Genomic DNA, 15,497 nt, shown 5'->3' on the forward strand with positions numbered 1-15,497 from the left:
TCCGTCATGTCCGCCACTCCGCCGCCAGTCACGATCCTTGTGGTGGATGATGATCCGGGGCTGACCCGCCTGATCGGCCGCGCACTGCAGCGGGAGGGTTATCAGACCACCGCAGTCGGTTCAGGCCTGGAGGCCACGGAGTGGTTGAAACACCACCGCGCAGAGCTGCTGCTCCTCGACCTCAAACTGCCGGACATGGAAGGCCCCGCGCTCATTGAGTCCATGGTGACCATGGGCCGCTCCGTGCCCTTCATCATCATCACCGGTCAGGGGGACGAGCGCGTGGCCGTGGACATGATGAAGCGTGGCGCACTCGACTACCTCGTCAAGGACGTGAATTTCATCGAGTTCGTCCCCACCGTGGTCCGCCGTGCGCTCTCGCAGTTGGACAAGGAGCAGCGCCTTGCCGCCGCCGAGGCCGACCGCCACCGGCTGGAGCAGGAAATCCTGCAGATAAGCGAGCTGGAGCAGCAGCGCATCGGGCGGGATCTGCATGATGATCTCGGCCAGCAGCTCGCCGGCCTCAGCATCATGGCCACCATGCTCAGCCGCAGCCTCGCCAGCCGTGCCGCGCCCGAAGTGCCCGAGGCCGCCAAGATCACCGAGATCCTGAAAAAGACTGTGGCCATGACCCGCAGCCTGGCCCGCGGACTCCACCCCGTGGCCGCAGAGCCAGACGGCCTCATGTCCGCCTTGCATGACCTTGCCGCACGCATGACCAGCTTGTTCCATATCGACTGCCAGTTTGAATGCTCCGGCTCGGTTCAGATGAATGACAACACGGCGGCCACCCACCTCTATCGCATCGCCCAGGAATCCGTGAGCAATGGCGTCAAGCATGGTCATGCCAAGCATGTGCTCATCGGGCTCTCCTCAGATTTGGAAACCCTCACTCTCACCATCAAAGATGATGGCATTGGCATCGGCACGCCCGATCCGCAGCGGCAGGGCATGGGCCTGCGCATCATGCATTACCGTGCCGGCATGATCGGCGCCAGACTCACCATTGAGAAGCAGCGCGGCGGCGGCACCCGCGTCACCTGCAGCCTGCCCAGGGAACAAAACGGGGCAACGAATTCGCAAGACCCGTAGTGCATTGTGCCGCAGGTGTGGTAGGGTATTTTTATGAGCACCACCCTCCAACCGGTGCCGACTCAAGAAAGCCGGATCCCCAGGCGCGACACAGCCGCCTGGAAGGCGATTGTTCTGAAATATCAGCAGCCCTCCCTCGGGCGCGCCATCTGGCAGCTGGTCGACACCCTCGTCCCCTATGCGGCACTCTGGTACTTGATGTACCTCAGCCTCTCCTACTCCTACTGGCTCACCTTTGCCCTCGCGGCGCTGGCGGGCCTGTTTCTCATCCGCATTTTCATCATCTTTCATGACTGCGGGCACGGTTCGTTCTTCAAGTCACGCCTGGCCAATGATATCGTTGGATTCATCACCGGCGTACTGACGCTCACCCCCTACTACCACTGGCGCTGGGAGCACTCCATCCACCATGCCACGGCAGGCGCGCTGGACCGGCGCGGCACCGGCGACGTATGGACCATGACCGTGGAGGAATACCTCAAGGCCTCACGTTGGAAGCGCTTTGCCTACCGCCTCGCTCGCAATCCCTTCGTACTCTTTGGCATCGCGCCTCTTTACCTCTTCGTCATCTCACAGCGCTTTCCATCCTCCACGGCCAGCCCGCGCGAGCGCGCATCCGTGCATTGGATGAATCTGGCCGTTCTCAGCATCGCCGTGCTGCTGAGCTGGGCGTTCGGGATCATCCCTTACCTCCTGATTCACATGACCATCGAGATGGTCGGCGGCGGCATCGGCATCTGGATGTTCTATGTGCAGCACCAGTTTGAAGACGTGTACTGGGAGCGCGATGAAAACTGGGATTACACCGCAGCCGCCCTTCAGGGCAGCTCCTTCTACAAGCTCCCCAAAGTGCTCCAGTGGTTCTCCGGCAACATCGGCTTCCACCACATCCACCACCTCAGCCCCCGCATCCCCAACTACAATCTGGAGCGCTGCCACAAAGCCGACCCCATGTTCCATGAGGTCAAGCCCATCACCCTCTTCTCCAGCCTGAAGTCCCTGTCACTCCGTCTGTGGGATGAAAAGCTCGGCAGGCTGGTCGGCTACCGCCACATGAGAAAGGTGCGCAAAGAACGCGCCGCCGCCTCGGGCCACGCTCCTCGCTCATAAGCGCCCACCGTCTTTCTGGTGCCCCTCAGGATGGTTAAAATTGGGCATCAAGATGACAGCGGCGGCTGAGCCTGCAGGCCAGCCCTGTGGCAGGATGGAATTCATCCTGCCCCGTGCCATGCCTGTCCCACATCATCCTTCCGAACGCTCCGCCGCGCCAAAGTCGTCTCAGAGAAAACTCGCAGCCCCTCTCAGTCATTGGATGAGACGTGAACTTCCTCTGCCTCGTTGTTGGCTCCACCTGAGCGGTTCATTTTCAATGCGTATTGAACATGAAAACTGAAGTCCTTCTGCAGCCCCTGGACCCCACCTCGAGGAATCCATGACCATGATGCAGGAATTGGTGATCATCATCGCGGAAGACGACGCCGGACACGCACGGCTGATTGAAAAAAGTCTCAACCGCGTGGGACTTCACAACCCCATCCTGCGCTGCGAAAACGGCCAGGAGGTGCTGGATTTCCTCTTCCGTCGGGGACCCGGCCCGCATCGCAGGACGGACACGCCCTACCTGCTGCTGCTGGACATCCGCATGCCCAAGGTGGACGGCGTGGAGGCTCTGCGCCAGATCAAGGAAGACGTCTTCCTGCGCAAGCTGCCGGTCATCATGCTCACCACCACGGATGATCCGCGCGAGATCGAGCGCTGCCATCTGCTGGGCTGCAACAGCTACATCGTCAAACCCGTGGACTACGACAGGTTCGCCGAGGCCATCGCCAAGCTCGGCCTCTTCGTCTCCCTCGTGAAGGTCCCCGAAATCAACGACCAACTCTGACCCCTCATGGCCCAGCCGCACACGCCAGCGACCATTCTTGTGGTGGATGATGATCCGGGCATCTCCCGCCTCATCACGCGTGAGCTGGAGCGAGACGGCCATCATGCTCCCGCCGTCCACTCCGGCGAAGAGGCCGTTGGTTGGTTGAAGGACAACGCCGCAGACTTGGTTTTGCTGGATCTAAAGCTGCCGGGGTTGCGCGGAAACGATCTGATCGACCACTTGGATGGGCTTCATGATCACCTGCCCTTCATCATCATCACCGGCCAGGGGGACGCGCGCGTGGCTGTTGAGATGATGAAACGTGGTGCTCTCGACTACTTGGTCAAGGATGCAAACTTCATCACCATGGTGTCCACCGTGGTGCAGCGCGCGCTGGCACGGTTGGAGGAGCAGGCGCGCCTCACCGCCGCTGAGCAGGCACTGGCCCGTTCCCACGCCGAACTCGAGCGCCGTGTGATCGAGCGCACTGCGGAACTCACCCAGGCCAATCAGTCGCTGCGCGAGTCACGGGTGGCGGCGCTCCATCTGATGGAAGAAGCCATTGCTGCCCGCGAAAAGGCCGAGCAGGCTCAGGCGGCGCTGCGCGAGAGCGAAACAAGGTTCCGCGGCTTTTTTGAAAACGTCGGCGTTGGCACCGTCGAAGTCGGGGCCGATGGGTGTTTCACCCGGGTCAATGACCGCTTCTGCTCCATCACCGGTTACAGCCGCGAAGAACTGCTGGCCGGCATGTCCCCACGAGATCTCACCCATCCAGACGATGAAGTTATCAACCGGGAGCGCGTGGAGCAGGTGTTGCATGGAAAGCTCCCCACCTATGAAACAGAGCGCCGATATCTCCGCAAGGACGGGGCCATGATCTGGGTCAGCGGCACAGCCACGACCCTCTACCATGAGGACGGCTCCGTTCGCTGCATTGTGGGCATCGCGGAGGACGTCACCGACCGCAAGCAAACTGAGCAGGCCCTGCTCGCCAGCGAGGAGCGCCTTCGCCTCTTCATCAAAAATGCACCCGCACCCGTGGTGATGTTTGATCGCGACATGCGCTACCTCATCGTCAATGACCGTTGGGCGAAGGATTTCCGGCTCCACACCGGCGACCTCATCGGCCGGTCACATTATGAAGTCTTCCCTGACATCCCTGAGCGCTGGAAGCAGATCCACCAGCGTTGTCTGGCCGGTGCCACCGAGAGCTGCGCTCGCGACCAGTTCCCCCGCGCAGACGGCAGCATCGACTGGGTGAAATGGGAGATCCGCCCATGGCACGATGCCCTGGGTAAAATCGGAGGACTCATTCTCTTTGCCGAAATCATCAATGACCGGGTGCAGGCGGAAGATGAAATTCTGAAAGCACGGCACTTCGCCGAGTCCACGCTGGAGGCCATACCTGCAAGCATTGTCGTGTTGGATGCCCACGGCAGGATTATCAGCGCGAACAAGTCCTGGACAGCCTTCGTCCAGGAGAAAGGTGGAGCCATCAATGCCGGGGCCATCGGCTCAAACTACCTGGAATTGTGCGATTCGGCTGCGGCGGAGGGAGTCGAAGAGTCGGCACGCTTTGCCGCCGGCGTTCGCGATGTCATGAGCGGTGAATCCGCGCACTTCAGCATGGAATACGCCTGCCATTCGCCCACCCAGCAGCGCTGGTTTGTCGTTTACGTCACCCCCTTCTCAGGCAACGGCCCGCATTCCGTCGTCATCGCCCATGTGGATGTCAGCGAGCGCAAACGCGCCGAGCAGGTGATCCGCCGGCTCAATGACGAACTGGAGAAACGCGTGGAAGAACGCACTCTGCAGCTTCAGCACACCAATGCCGAATTGAAACAGCAGATTGCCGCGCGCAAAAAGCTCGAAAAGGAAATCCTGCACATCAGTGAGCACGAGCAGCAGCGCATCGGCCAGGATTTGCACGATGACCTGGGCCAGCAGCTCGCGGGCCTCTGGCTGCTCTGCGACTTGCTCAAATCCCGCCTGATCGAGCAGAAATCATCCGAAGTCGAAAGCGCGGACAAAATCGCCAGCCTGCTCAAGGAAGCCCTGGCATTGACACGGTCACTCGCGCGCGGGTTGCATCCTGTGGCCGTGCAGGCGGGCGGTCTCGTTGCCGCGCTGGATGAGCTGGCCCAGCGCACGAGCAGCATGTTCCGCATTCAATGCCGCTGCAAATGCCCCCCATCCATGGAGACGGACAACACCACCGCCACGCACCTCTACCGCATCGCCCAGGAAGCCGTGACCAACGCCGTCAAGCATGGTCTGGCCAAGGAGATCGACATCGAGATCTCCACCAATCTCCACCGCACCGTGCTTTCCATTCACGACAAGGGCAATGGCAGGGGCATCACCGAACTGAACCCCAAACACCTGGGCATGGGCCTTCGCATCATGAAGTACCGCGCCGACATGATTAGCGGCATTCTTGACATCCAGCGCAATCAATCCGGCCTCGGCACCACCGTTTTCTGTACCATTCCTACATCACCTGCCTCAACCTAACACCACCATGGCTAAAACAGCATCCGGTCCGCCCGCTAAAAAAGTGTTCATCGTCGATGACCACCCCGTCTTCCGTGATGGCCTTGTCCGCATCGCCGCAGCCATTCCCGGTGTCGTTGTCTGTGGTGAGGCCGACAACGCCCACGACGCCTTTGACTCCATCTCCAAGCTCAATCCCGATCTCGTCCTCATGGACATCAATCTCCCCGGCAAAAGCGGGCTTGAGCTCCTTCAGGACGTCCATGCCATGCGGCCTGAACTTCCCGTGCTCATCATCTCCATGCATGACGAGCAGCTCTATGCCGAGCGTGTGCTGCGTGCTGGCGGGCGCGGCTACATCATGAAACAGGAAGGCCCCGAGAAGATGCGCGAGGCCATCACCAAAGTTCTCAACGGCCAGGTCTATGCCAGCGAGAGCACCGCCTCCGCCATCCTCGACGCCCTCTCCCGCCCCCGCTCCTCCGCCAGCACCTCCACCGTGGGAAAACTCACCGACCGCGAACTCGAAATCCTCCGCCTCACCGGCCAGGGCAAGGACAACCGCGCCATCGCCCAGGAACTCCACATCAGCCTCAAAACCGTGGACACTCATCGCGGCCACATCAAGGAAAAGCTCGGCCTCAAAAACGGCACCGAACTCATCCACTACGCCGTCCGCTGGGTGGGGGAGCAGGTATGAAGCTTCCTCCTCCCATGTCTTTATTGACCCGCTTTACCCTCATCATCTGCCTGGCATGCCAGGTCTGGCTGGGCCAGACCACGCTGCGGGCCGAAGCGCCGCTGGAAGCCGTGACTTTCGCTTTGGTGCCCGGTGTCATTTACGTGCCCCTCAATGAAGCAGCGGATCAGTTGCACTGGAAGGTGCAGCGTGATGAGATTGGCCGCTGTGTTCGTCTTCACGACGTTGCCGTGCCCGCCGGTTCATTGCGCCAGCTCATCGATGGCACGGAGCTCATCCGCACCAGTGATCTCGAACTGGCAGGCGCGAGAGTCTTCATCCGTGAGGAAGACGGCCGCATCGTGGTCGGGTGGGGCTTTCACCGCTTCACCCTCATCGTCAGCCCCAAGCAGGTGGAAGTCAGCCTGGCCAAACAGCAGCTCCGTGCCTGGCAGGGCAGCCGCCTGGTGCTGCAAACCCACATCAGCTCCGGCCGCTATGGTCGCACTCCGGCCGGTAACTTTACCGCAGGCCCTTTCCGTCAGCGGATGCATTATTCCAAGCTTTTCAACAACGCGCCCATGCCATGGAGCGTGCAGATCTACGGCAACGTCTTCATCCACGGCTTCACCTCCGTGCCAAATTACCCAGCTTCCCATGGCTGCATCCGCGTCCCCTTGGACGGCGGCAATCCCGCCAAATTCTTCTACGAGTGGGTGGACAACGGCAGCCCCGTGCGCGTGGTGCGGAACTGATGCGGGCATTCTGCCACCAAGCCGGGATCGCCTCAGCCATTGGCTGAGATGCGTCGGGAGAGTCTCCCCATTGCCCATGCCTGCGCACATTTTAGCATCGGCGCATGAGAACTGGAAACTTTCAGCAGGAGACACCAGCCGCCGGGAACATCCGCCATCTGAGACAGGAAATTTTAAGTGAAATTTCCGGTGGTTGCATGCCCGCACACTCCAGGCAGCTCCGGCCGGTTTTGTCCGACGGTGAAGATTCAGACGGAGGAAACTGCCACACGTCCCGCGATCTGAATCTGACCAGTCTCGCCCGTCGGGTCGGCTCACTTTTCAAGCACCGCTGGCTGACGGACCTTGGCAGCCCGCGTAAACTGCATTCGCAACCGGCTTTAAACCCGGCCTGTGATTTCCTGGAGTGTCCGCATGAATACATGGTCACAGCGCAGCTGGCAGATGTCGGGCACGATCAAGTCATCGCGATGGTGAACGGCGATGTGCTGACCATCTCCGCTGAGCTCACCAGCGAATTTGAGGAGCACAACAAGGAGAAGCATTATCACCGCCTCACGAGCCAGCACAGCAGCTTTTTGCTGAACTTCACCCTGCCGGAGGATGTGGTCAGCGAAGCGGCGAGCATGGAGTTCAAGGGGGATCTTCTGATCGTCCATCTGCCCAGGCGTGAAAAACCTCGATCCCGCATGACCGACGTCGAAGCACGCTAGCGCCGCATGGCGGCCTTTCCTCACGCGCCAGGCCGCCGTCCCTCAGCAATCCCACTTATGAGCCAACCATCAGCCATGAAAACCAAGCGTTATCGCCAGGAGCGCAGACACTGCGGCCACGCCACCCGGCGGCATTCCCTGTTACCACGAGTCAAGGCCGGCAAACAGAAACGGATGCCACCGCCCCCTAAGCAGCAGCAGGATGCTGGCGCTGAGCCTTCCTCATTGGAAATCGTGTGCGAAGATGCGGTGCTTTCTGGAGACGGACTGAACCTCATCCTCAGCACGATCAGCGATGAAGAAGGATCTTATCTGGTCATGTCCATCGAGGTGCCTGTTCCGTTCACTGCTGCCTATGATGCCTGGATCAGGTTTGATGAGTTTCCCCATTTCATGCGGGGGACTGAACTGCCCGAGTCTCATGATGGCAGCCGCATGACCTGGCGCATCCGGACTACGCTCGACCAGTTTGCGTGGCAGGCGAAAGTTTGCGAGCAGGTGCCCTTTGACCGCATCGCCTGGAAGAGCGTTCAGGGCACACCTCACCCCGGCTTTGGTGCCGTATGCTTTGAGCCGATCAGCCACCTCCGCACCTGGATCATGGTGCAAGTCGGCTTCGACTTGAGCGGCGTGCACCGATGGCTTGGCGATCCCATGCCTTCGCTCAGCCGCTCCCTGGAGCATAGCATGAAACGTTTTCAGGACTGCATGGCCCAAACCGCGCAGGCAGTGGAAACTCAAGAAACAGACCTCGCAAGAACTGAGAGCTGATCTCGTCCCCCCATGAAACAAGCCCTCCAGGTTTTCGCCATTCGTGCGGCAGTTTCTGATGCAGAGCGTCAGCCGCCCTACCGCAACTTTCTCATCATCGCCCCTGAGCCCGTCGCATGCGGCTCGGCTGCCCTTTCGCCCGATGACAGGGTGAAGGCTCTGGCACACCACCTCAACCACGATGGCTATGCCTATGTGGCGCGCTCCAGCCAGAAGGAGATGGAGGACGATTCAGAAGGCGTCCGTTATCTGCCGCTCCATGAAGTTCTGCCCTCATTTGCCGTGATGACAGCCGTGATCGTGATTGCTGACGCAGCATGGGCGGCACGCGCAGCGGCTGCGTATCCCGGGGCTGACATCTTTCTGCTGAAGCTGTCCTGAATATGGGCGTACCCACCTGCTGGGAGGAAACAGCTTGAACCCGGCTCGTTCGCGAGGGCCACATGATCGGCCCAGTGTTCGCCAATGCTGGCCGAGCAAGTCTGCCAAGACGTGAAAGTTTATACCATGACCACATCACCTCGTTTCATCCGTTGGTTCGCCGACATCTCGATTGGCGACATTCCACTCGTCGGCGGCAAGAATGCCTCACTGGGCGAAATGTTCCATGAACTCAGCTCACAGGGCGTGAAGGTGCCGGATGGCTTCGCCGTCACCGCAGAAGGCTACCGTCATTTCCTGCGCAGCACGGGGCTGGAGGTGCGCATCCAGGAGATTCTCAGCGGATTGAACACCGCCGACATGGACAACCTCCAGCAACGCGGCAGCGAGGTGCGCCAGGCCATCCTCGCCACGGCGCTCCCCTCTGATCTGGCAGATGAAATTCTGGCGGCTTATCTGGGTCTCAGCGGCCCCGGCAAGCTGCCGCTGGATGTCGCTGTGCGCAGCAGCGCCACCGCGGAGGATCTGCCGGATGCCAGCTTTGCAGGTCAGCAGGAGACTTACCTCAATGTGCAGGGGAACGCCTCGCTGCTGGAGCACTGCCGGCGTTCGTTTGCCTCGCTGTTTACCGATCGCGCCATCTCCTATCGCGTGGATCAGGGCTTTGAGCACACCGCCATTGCGCTCTCCATCGGCGTGCAGCGCATGGTGCGGTCTGACCTTGGCTCTGCGGGCGTCATGTTCACCATCGACACCGAGACCGGCTTCCGCGACGCTGTGCTCATCAATGCCGCTTATGGTCTGGGCGAGAACGTCGTGCTCGGCTCCGTGAATCCAGACGAATACTACGTCTTCAAGCCCACCTTGAAACAGGGTTTCCGGCCCATCCTGCAGAAGCGTGTGGGCTCCAAGGAGTTCAAGCTCATCTATGACAACGGTGGCAGCCGCATGGTCAAGAATGTGCCCGTCTCCCCCGGAGACCGCGCACGCTTTGCACTCAGCGATGAGGATATCCTTCAGCTCGCCCGCTGGGCCTGCATCATTGAAGACCACTACTCCGCCAAACGCGGCCAGCCAACGCCGATGGACATCGAGTGGGCGAAGGATGGCCGCACCGGCGAGCTGTTCATCGTTCAAGCCCGGCCTGAGACCGTGCAGGCGCAGAAAGACCGCGACGTCATCCAGACCTTCAAGCTAAAGCAGCATGGCAAAGTCCTCATCACCGGACGCAGCGTCGGTGAGAAGATTGCATCCGGCCCCGTGCGCGTGGTGAAGAGCGTCGAGTATCTGCGTGAGTTCCGTGAAGGCGACATCCTCGTGGCCGACAAGACCGACCCCGACTGGGAACCGGTGATGAAGAAGGCCGCCGCCATCGTCACCAATCGCGGCGGCCGCACCTGCCATGCCGCCATCGTCAGCCGCGAGCTCGGCGTGCCCGCCATCGTCGGCACCGAGCACGGCACCGAACTGCTCAAGGAAGGCCAGGTTGTCACGCTCTCCTGCGCAGAAGGAGACACAGGCTTTGTCTATGAAGGCAGTCTCCCCTTCGAAGTGCAGCAAACCAACATCAAAGACCTGCAGCGCCCGCGCACCAAGGTGATGATGAACCTCGCCAATCCCGAGGAGGCCTTCGCGCTTTCATTCCTCCCAAACGATGGCGTCGGCCTCGCCCGCATGGAGTTCATCATCAACACCTACATCAAGGTGCATCCGCTCGCGCTGCTGGACTTTGACAAGCTCGCAGACCAGGCGGCCAAAGCGGAAATCGAAAAGCTCACCAGCACCTACACGGACAAACCGCAGTACTTTGTTGATCGACTCGCACAGGGCGTCGCCATGCTCGCAGCAGCGTTTTATCCGAAGGATGTCATCCTCCGCCTCAGCGACTTCAAGTCCAACGAGTACGCCAACCTCATCGGCGGCAAGGCTTATGAGCCGGTGGAGGAGAATCCCATGATCGGCTTCCGCGGTGCCTCACGCTACTACCATCCGCGTTATCAGGCGGGCTTCGCCCTCGAATGCCAGGCCGTGCGCCGCGTGCGCGAGGACATGGGACTGACCAACCTCAAAGTGATGATCCCCTTCTGCCGCACCATCGAAGAAGGCCAGCGCGTGCAGGCGGAGATGGAAAAGCATGGTCTCAAACGCGGAGCCAACGGCCTGGAGATCTACGTCATGTGCGAGATTCCGAGCAACGTCATCCTCGCAGCCGAATTCGCCGAGATCTTTGACGGCTTCAGCATCGGCTCCAACGACCTCACCCAGCTCATCCTCGGTGTGGATCGCGACAGCGAGATCGTCGCGCCCATCTTCAACGAACGGAACCCCGCCGTGAAAAACATGATCGCCCAGGTCATCAAAGTCTGCCGTGAAAAGCACCGCAAGATCGGCATCTGCGGCCAGGCTCCGAGCGACTATCCCGAGTTTGCCCAGTTCCTCGTCGAGCAGGGAATCGACAGCATCTCACTGAACCCCGACACCGTGCTAAAAACCAGCCTCGCCATTTTGGAAAAGGAGTTGGCGCTGGCCAGTGTTCCATGATCGTGGCGGCATGCCGCACAGACAGGAGGACGCAAAGTGGTTTTTTCTCACCGCAGCACTCGGGCTGCGGCTCTGACCTCAGCCATCCATACCAGCAGGGCGGCACAGTCCTGCACATCACGCACCCAGAGCCGCGCGGCCACGCTTTCATCCTCTCCCACAAAGAAAGTCCACCCATCCGGCAGTTCGCGGAAAGCATCACCGTCCGTGATGTCATCGCCCAGGAAAGCGGTGGCGCCTGCGGGCACTTGCTGGTGTTGCATGAACTGCCGCAGCGCCGTGCCCTTGTCCCAGTCTACCACCGGGCGGATTTCCCAGATGCACTTGGCAGGTTTGACGATCAGATGCTTATTCTCACTCACCGCATGTCTAACAAGCCGCTCAATCTCCGCATGGCGGCTGTGCTCCGCTAGGCGATAGTGCACGGAGAGCGTCAGCCCTTTGTCCTCGATCCACACACCTTGAATCGGGTTGAGCAAAGACGTCAGCCCATTCTGCACTTCACACATGGCAAGCAGGCTTTCCAGCACACCGGGAGCCAGAGTGACTGAGCCCCCCTGCCCTGTCATCTCCAGCCCGTGGTTGCCCGCATACAGCGCGCCCGGCAGACCAATTCGTTGTTGCAAGTCTGCCAGTGATCGGCCGGAGATGAAGGCCAGCGTGACTCCAGGCATGGCGATCAGTCTCTGCAGCACCTCCCGTGTGGACGCCGGAAGACGTGCGTCATCCGCATGTGCCACGATGGGAGCCAGCGTGCCGTCGAAGTCACAGCCGATCAGAATTCGCGGACTCATCAGCAGCCAGTACTGCAAAGCGCTGCGTTGTTCAGTCCAGTGCGGTTTCATGGTTTCAAGGAGCCTCGGGGATGTCCAGCTTCATGAGCCGGGAGAGGATGCTGCCCGCCCAGCGATAGACATTGTTATACGCCACCTTTTCCCGCATGGCCTTCATTCGCCGCTCCCGCTCCTCCGGCTCCATCGTCAGCGCCTGGTGAATGGCCTGCGCTGTTTCTTCGATCGCAAAAGGGTTCACCCCCAGCGCGGTGTCCAGCTCGCGGGAGGCGCCGGTGAAGCGGCTCAGGATGAGCACCCCGTCATTGTCGGCACGGCTGGCGGCAAATTCCTTCGCCACGAGGTTCATGCCATCGTGCAGCGAGTTCACGATGAAAAACCGGCACAGCCGGTGCAGGGCCGCCATGTCCACCGGGCCATGCTGCTGCTTCAGAAACACCACCGGCTGCCAGCCCATGCGGCCCCAGCGCCAGTTCAGGTGGTCCACCAGTCCCTCGATCTCATCCTCCACAGCCTGATATTCCGGCAGATGTGACCGGCTGGGCGCGGCGACCTGTACAAACGTAAACTTCCCCCGCCATTCGGGATGTGCCTCGATGAAGCAGTCCAGCGCGCGCAGCCGTTCCGGGATGCCTTTGGTATAGTCCAGTCGCTCGATGCCCACTCCCAGCAGGCGGTCTCCCAGCCGCAGCTTGCGCCGCCACTTCTCCATGGCGGCCTGCACCTCCGTGCTGGTGCTGAGCGCCGTCGCTGCCTCAAAGTCGATGCTGATCGGAAACGGGCGCACACGCGTGACGTGGCCGCCACGAGTGATCTGCCAGCTCTCACGATCCATCAGGGCCTCCAGAGAGCGGTCCACTGTCTCGAAAAAATTCTGGCAGTGGTTTTGAATATGGAAGCCCAGCAGGTCATTGCCCAAAAGGCCTTCCACAAGTTCCTGCGACCACGGGCACGCGCGAAACATTTCAGGATTCGGCCATGGGATGTGCCAGAACTGGGCGACGATGAGCTTCTCATGCCCCATCTCTTTCAGCATGTGGGGCAGCAGGCAGAAGTGGTAGTCCTGAATGAAAATGATGGCAGGCTCCTTCCCCGCCTCCTCGATCACGGCCCTGGCAAACAAGCGGTTCACCTCCTGGTAGCTCTCCCAGTTGGCCTTTCGAAACACCGGGCGCTTGAAAGTGATGTGGCAGAGCGGCCACAGCCCTTCGTTGGCAAAGCCATAGTAGTACCCCTCCTCCTGCTCCGGCGTCAGCCACACACGGCGCAGCTTGTAGCTGGGATTCCCGGGCGGCACGGCCAGGCAGTCGTGCTCATCCACCGTGTCACGGTCTGCATTGCCCGCACCATGGGCGATCCACGTTCCCTTCGTGGCAGCCAAAATGGGCCTCAGGGCCGTTGCCAGACCGCCGGTCGTCTCGATGCATTCCAGATCACCTCCCTCCCCATAGCGGTGCATGTGCGGTTCACGATTGGAGACGACGATGAACTTCACCCCGCCGAGCCGGGTCTCAATCAGTTCACTCAGCAGCTCCCGGGTCCATGTGCGACTGGAAATCATAGTGCTGACCGGATGACCCGGTGGTATTTCGGTTGAATGTCACATCCCATTTCCGCGTGTGAATCGATATGTCTCACACAGTCAATCGTCCTCCCGCTGACAAATGGTGGTAGAAAACTACAAACCGCCCCTCTCTGTGATCAAGGAAGAACCCATATTTCCATCCACAGCCGACATCGCCCGGCTCGTCCACCATATCCAGTCAGAGTGGCACGGTCTCAGTCGCGGGCTGCGTCAGGTCACGGAGGCCCTGAGCGATGTCAAACTCGGCGAGGACAGCACCCACTCCAGTCCGGTGTACATCTCGGCTTCAGAAGATCTCCCGCGTGTGCAGCGCATCTTTGAAAAATCATCCACCACCGGCAAGACGACCACCGTGCGGCTCAAGGTGCTGCCCTCAGACCCCGCCCGTATCGAGGAGCATGGGCTGCTCTTTCTGCCGGGGCGCTATGTGGTGCCCGGCGGCCGTTTCAATGAGATGTACGGCTGGGACAGCTACTTCATTGCTCTCGGCCTGCTGCGGCAGGGGCGCGTGCCCATGGCCCGGGCCATCGCGGACCAGTGCCTCTATCAGGTGGAGCATTATGGCACCGTCCTCACGGCCAACCGCACCTACTACCTCACCCGCTCTCATCCGCCTTTTCTCGGCCGTCTGGTGCTGGCCGTGTACCGCGCCTCGGGTGACATCACCTGGCTGCGCCGGGCCCTTCCCCTGCTCGAAAAATTTTACTTCTACTGGTCCGTGCCGCCGCACCATGTGTCCGGCATCAATCTGTCCCGCTACTATGACTTTGCTCAAGGACCGGCACCGGAAGTGGTTCGCGGAGAGGTCGACGAAACCGGCCACAATCATTATGAACGCCTCCGCATGAACCTCGCCGCAGGCGGCGAGTATGTGCAGGATGCCAGCAGCTTTCTGGATCCGGAGACCGGCGCGCTAACACCCCACGCCTACCATGCCGACCGCAGCATGCGCGAGTCCGGCTTTGATGTCAGTGGTCGTTTCGGCTTCGCCAATCTGGATGTGCTCGACATCCTCCCCGTCTGCCTCAACACGCTTCTCTGGAAGCTGGAACTCGACATCGCCAAAATCCGCGAGTTTCTCGATGCCACCGCCACTCTCGATGTCTGGCTGGATCGCGCCCGGCAGCGCGCGGCGATCATGAACGCTAACTTCTGGGACGAAGAGGCCGGCATGTTCTTTGACTACGACGGACGGGCAGGCAAGCGCCGAGCCTATCCCTTTGCCACCACCTTCTGGCCCATGTGGGCGGGCCTGGCCTCACGGGAGCAGGCCGCACGCATCGTCTCGCGCCTCCCGGAGTTTGAGGCTCGTGGTGGCCTTCTCACCAGCCTGCACCTCAGCGGCTGCCAGTGGGACAAGCCCTTTGGCTGGGCACCCCTGAACTACCTCGCCGTCATGGGCCTGCACCGCTATGGCTACCGCCATGAGGCGCGCCGCATCGCACGACGCTTTGTGACACTGGTCATCAATGAGTTCCGCCGCACCGGACTGTTATTTGAAAAATACGATGTGGAGAACATGACCAGTGACGTGCAGGGCAAGATCATATTCGGCTACCCCACCAATGAACCCGGCTTTGGCTGGACCAATGCATGCACGATGGAGCTCCTCGATTACCTGGGCTGTCTCGGCGACCTCGACGTGGAGCAGACCTTCACCTCCAGGATCCAGCTGCCACCACGCACGACCGCCGCTTGAAGCTGCAACCGGCCGGGTGCGCGAAATGAGTCGGCAGCTGTGACGCAGCCCTGTTTAATAAATAGGTACAACCATAAAGCATGGCAAAGACGAATTTCCGCCAAGCTCCACCCAAGAATCATGGAAAAAA

Annotated in this window: 13 protein-coding genes; 11 read left to right on the top strand and 2 right to left on the bottom strand. The window is 60.6% G+C overall.

The features are described 5' to 3' along the window. The first annotated feature begins 6 nt into the window (after positions 1 to 6). The 10 genes from AC24GY_RS16525 (at position 7) to ppsA (ending at position 11,292) form a co-directional block, all read left to right on the top strand. Entirely contained in the window at positions 7 to 1,092 is a 1,086-nt protein-coding gene (locus AC24GY_RS16525; RefSeq protein ID WP_487685257.1) for a sensor histidine kinase, read from the top strand. Between the two features lie 33 nt (positions 1,093 to 1,125). Further along, positions 1,126 to 2,202, top strand: coding sequence for a fatty acid desaturase (locus AC24GY_RS16530; protein ID WP_487685260.1), 1,077 nt, complete (start codon positions 1,126 to 1,128; stop codon positions 2,200 to 2,202). A 328-nt stretch (positions 2,203 to 2,530) separates the two neighbouring features. Continuing rightward, positions 2,531 to 2,977, top strand: a complete 447-nt coding sequence (locus tag AC24GY_RS16535; RefSeq protein WP_422316047.1) for a response regulator — start codon at positions 2,531 to 2,533, stop codon at positions 2,975 to 2,977. Between the two features lie 6 nt (positions 2,978 to 2,983). Further along, complete coding sequence (locus AC24GY_RS16540) at positions 2,984 to 5,473, top strand: PAS domain S-box protein (protein ID WP_487685263.1); 2,490 nt, start codon at positions 2,984 to 2,986, stop codon at positions 5,471 to 5,473. Between the two features lie 7 nt (positions 5,474 to 5,480). Further along, positions 5,481 to 6,152, top strand: coding sequence for a response regulator (locus AC24GY_RS16545; protein ID WP_487685266.1), 672 nt, complete (start codon positions 5,481 to 5,483; stop codon positions 6,150 to 6,152). Between the two features lie 14 nt (positions 6,153 to 6,166). After that, positions 6,167 to 6,886 carry a L,D-transpeptidase gene (locus AC24GY_RS16550; protein WP_487685269.1) on the top strand — a complete coding sequence of 240 codons (720 nt, stop codon included), beginning with the start codon at positions 6,167 to 6,169 and terminating at the stop codon, positions 6,884 to 6,886. A 197-nt stretch (positions 6,887 to 7,083) separates the two neighbouring features. Next, positions 7,084 to 7,599 (top strand): Hsp20/alpha crystallin family protein, encoded by a 516-nt coding sequence (locus AC24GY_RS16555; RefSeq protein WP_422322059.1) that lies wholly within the window; start codon positions 7,084 to 7,086, stop codon positions 7,597 to 7,599. A 174-nt stretch (positions 7,600 to 7,773) separates the two neighbouring features. Beyond that, positions 7,774 to 8,370 (top strand): SRPBCC family protein, encoded by a 597-nt coding sequence (locus AC24GY_RS16560; RefSeq protein WP_487685272.1) that lies wholly within the window; start codon positions 7,774 to 7,776, stop codon positions 8,368 to 8,370. Positions 8,371 to 8,382: 12 nt separating this feature from the next. Beyond that, complete coding sequence (locus AC24GY_RS16565; protein WP_487685274.1) at positions 8,383 to 8,751, top strand: hypothetical protein; 369 nt, start codon at positions 8,383 to 8,385, stop codon at positions 8,749 to 8,751. 126 nt (positions 8,752 to 8,877) lie between these two features. Continuing rightward, a complete protein-coding gene (gene ppsA, locus AC24GY_RS16570) occupies positions 8,878 to 11,292 on the top strand; it encodes a phosphoenolpyruvate synthase (protein WP_487685277.1) in 2,415 nt (804 codons plus the stop codon). 47 nt (positions 11,293 to 11,339) lie between these two features. Here ppsA and otsB read toward each other — a convergent pair whose 3' ends face one another. Beyond that, entirely contained in the window at positions 11,340 to 12,137 is a 798-nt protein-coding gene (gene otsB, locus AC24GY_RS16575; protein ID WP_487685280.1) for a trehalose-phosphatase, read from the bottom strand. 4 nt (positions 12,138 to 12,141) lie between these two features. Continuing rightward, complete coding sequence (locus tag AC24GY_RS16580) at positions 12,142 to 13,644, bottom strand: alpha,alpha-trehalose-phosphate synthase (UDP-forming) (protein WP_487685284.1); 1,503 nt, start codon at positions 13,642 to 13,644, stop codon at positions 12,142 to 12,144. A 103-nt stretch (positions 13,645 to 13,747) separates the two neighbouring features. Here AC24GY_RS16580 and AC24GY_RS16585 point away from each other — a divergent pair, with 103 nt between their 5' ends. Further along, a complete protein-coding gene (locus AC24GY_RS16585) occupies positions 13,748 to 15,367 on the top strand; it encodes a trehalase family glycosidase (protein WP_487685287.1) in 1,620 nt (539 codons plus the stop codon). Positions 15,368 to 15,497 lie beyond the last annotated feature (130 nt).

This window comes from Prosthecobacter sp. Pr1 (genome assembly GCF_057652315.1).

Coding starts and splice junctions, on each gene's coding strand:
- AC24GY_RS16525 (WP_487685257.1), top strand. CDS start 7: ATGTCCGCCACTCCGCCGCCAGTCACGATCCTTGTGGTGGATGATGAT.
- AC24GY_RS16530 (WP_487685260.1), top strand. CDS start 1,126: ATGAGCACCACCCTCCAACCGGTGCCGACTCAAGAAAGCCGGATCCCC.
- AC24GY_RS16535 (WP_422316047.1), top strand. CDS start 2,531: ATGATGCAGGAATTGGTGATCATCATCGCGGAAGACGACGCCGGACAC.
- AC24GY_RS16540 (WP_487685263.1), top strand. CDS start 2,984: ATGGCCCAGCCGCACACGCCAGCGACCATTCTTGTGGTGGATGATGAT.
- AC24GY_RS16545 (WP_487685266.1), top strand. CDS start 5,481: ATGGCTAAAACAGCATCCGGTCCGCCCGCTAAAAAAGTGTTCATCGTC.
- AC24GY_RS16550 (WP_487685269.1), top strand. CDS start 6,167: ATGTCTTTATTGACCCGCTTTACCCTCATCATCTGCCTGGCATGCCAG.
- AC24GY_RS16555 (WP_422322059.1), top strand. CDS start 7,084: ATGCCCGCACACTCCAGGCAGCTCCGGCCGGTTTTGTCCGACGGTGAA.
- AC24GY_RS16560 (WP_487685272.1), top strand. CDS start 7,774: ATGCCACCGCCCCCTAAGCAGCAGCAGGATGCTGGCGCTGAGCCTTCC.
- AC24GY_RS16565 (WP_487685274.1), top strand. CDS start 8,383: ATGAAACAAGCCCTCCAGGTTTTCGCCATTCGTGCGGCAGTTTCTGAT.
- ppsA (WP_487685277.1), top strand. CDS start 8,878: ATGACCACATCACCTCGTTTCATCCGTTGGTTCGCCGACATCTCGATT.
- otsB (WP_487685280.1), bottom strand. CDS start 12,137: ATGAAACCGCACTGGACTGAACAACGCAGCGCTTTGCAGTACTGGCTG.
- AC24GY_RS16580 (WP_487685284.1), bottom strand. CDS start 13,644: ATGATTTCCAGTCGCACATGGACCCGGGAGCTGCTGAGTGAACTGATT.
- AC24GY_RS16585 (WP_487685287.1), top strand. CDS start 13,748: ATGGTGGTAGAAAACTACAAACCGCCCCTCTCTGTGATCAAGGAAGAA.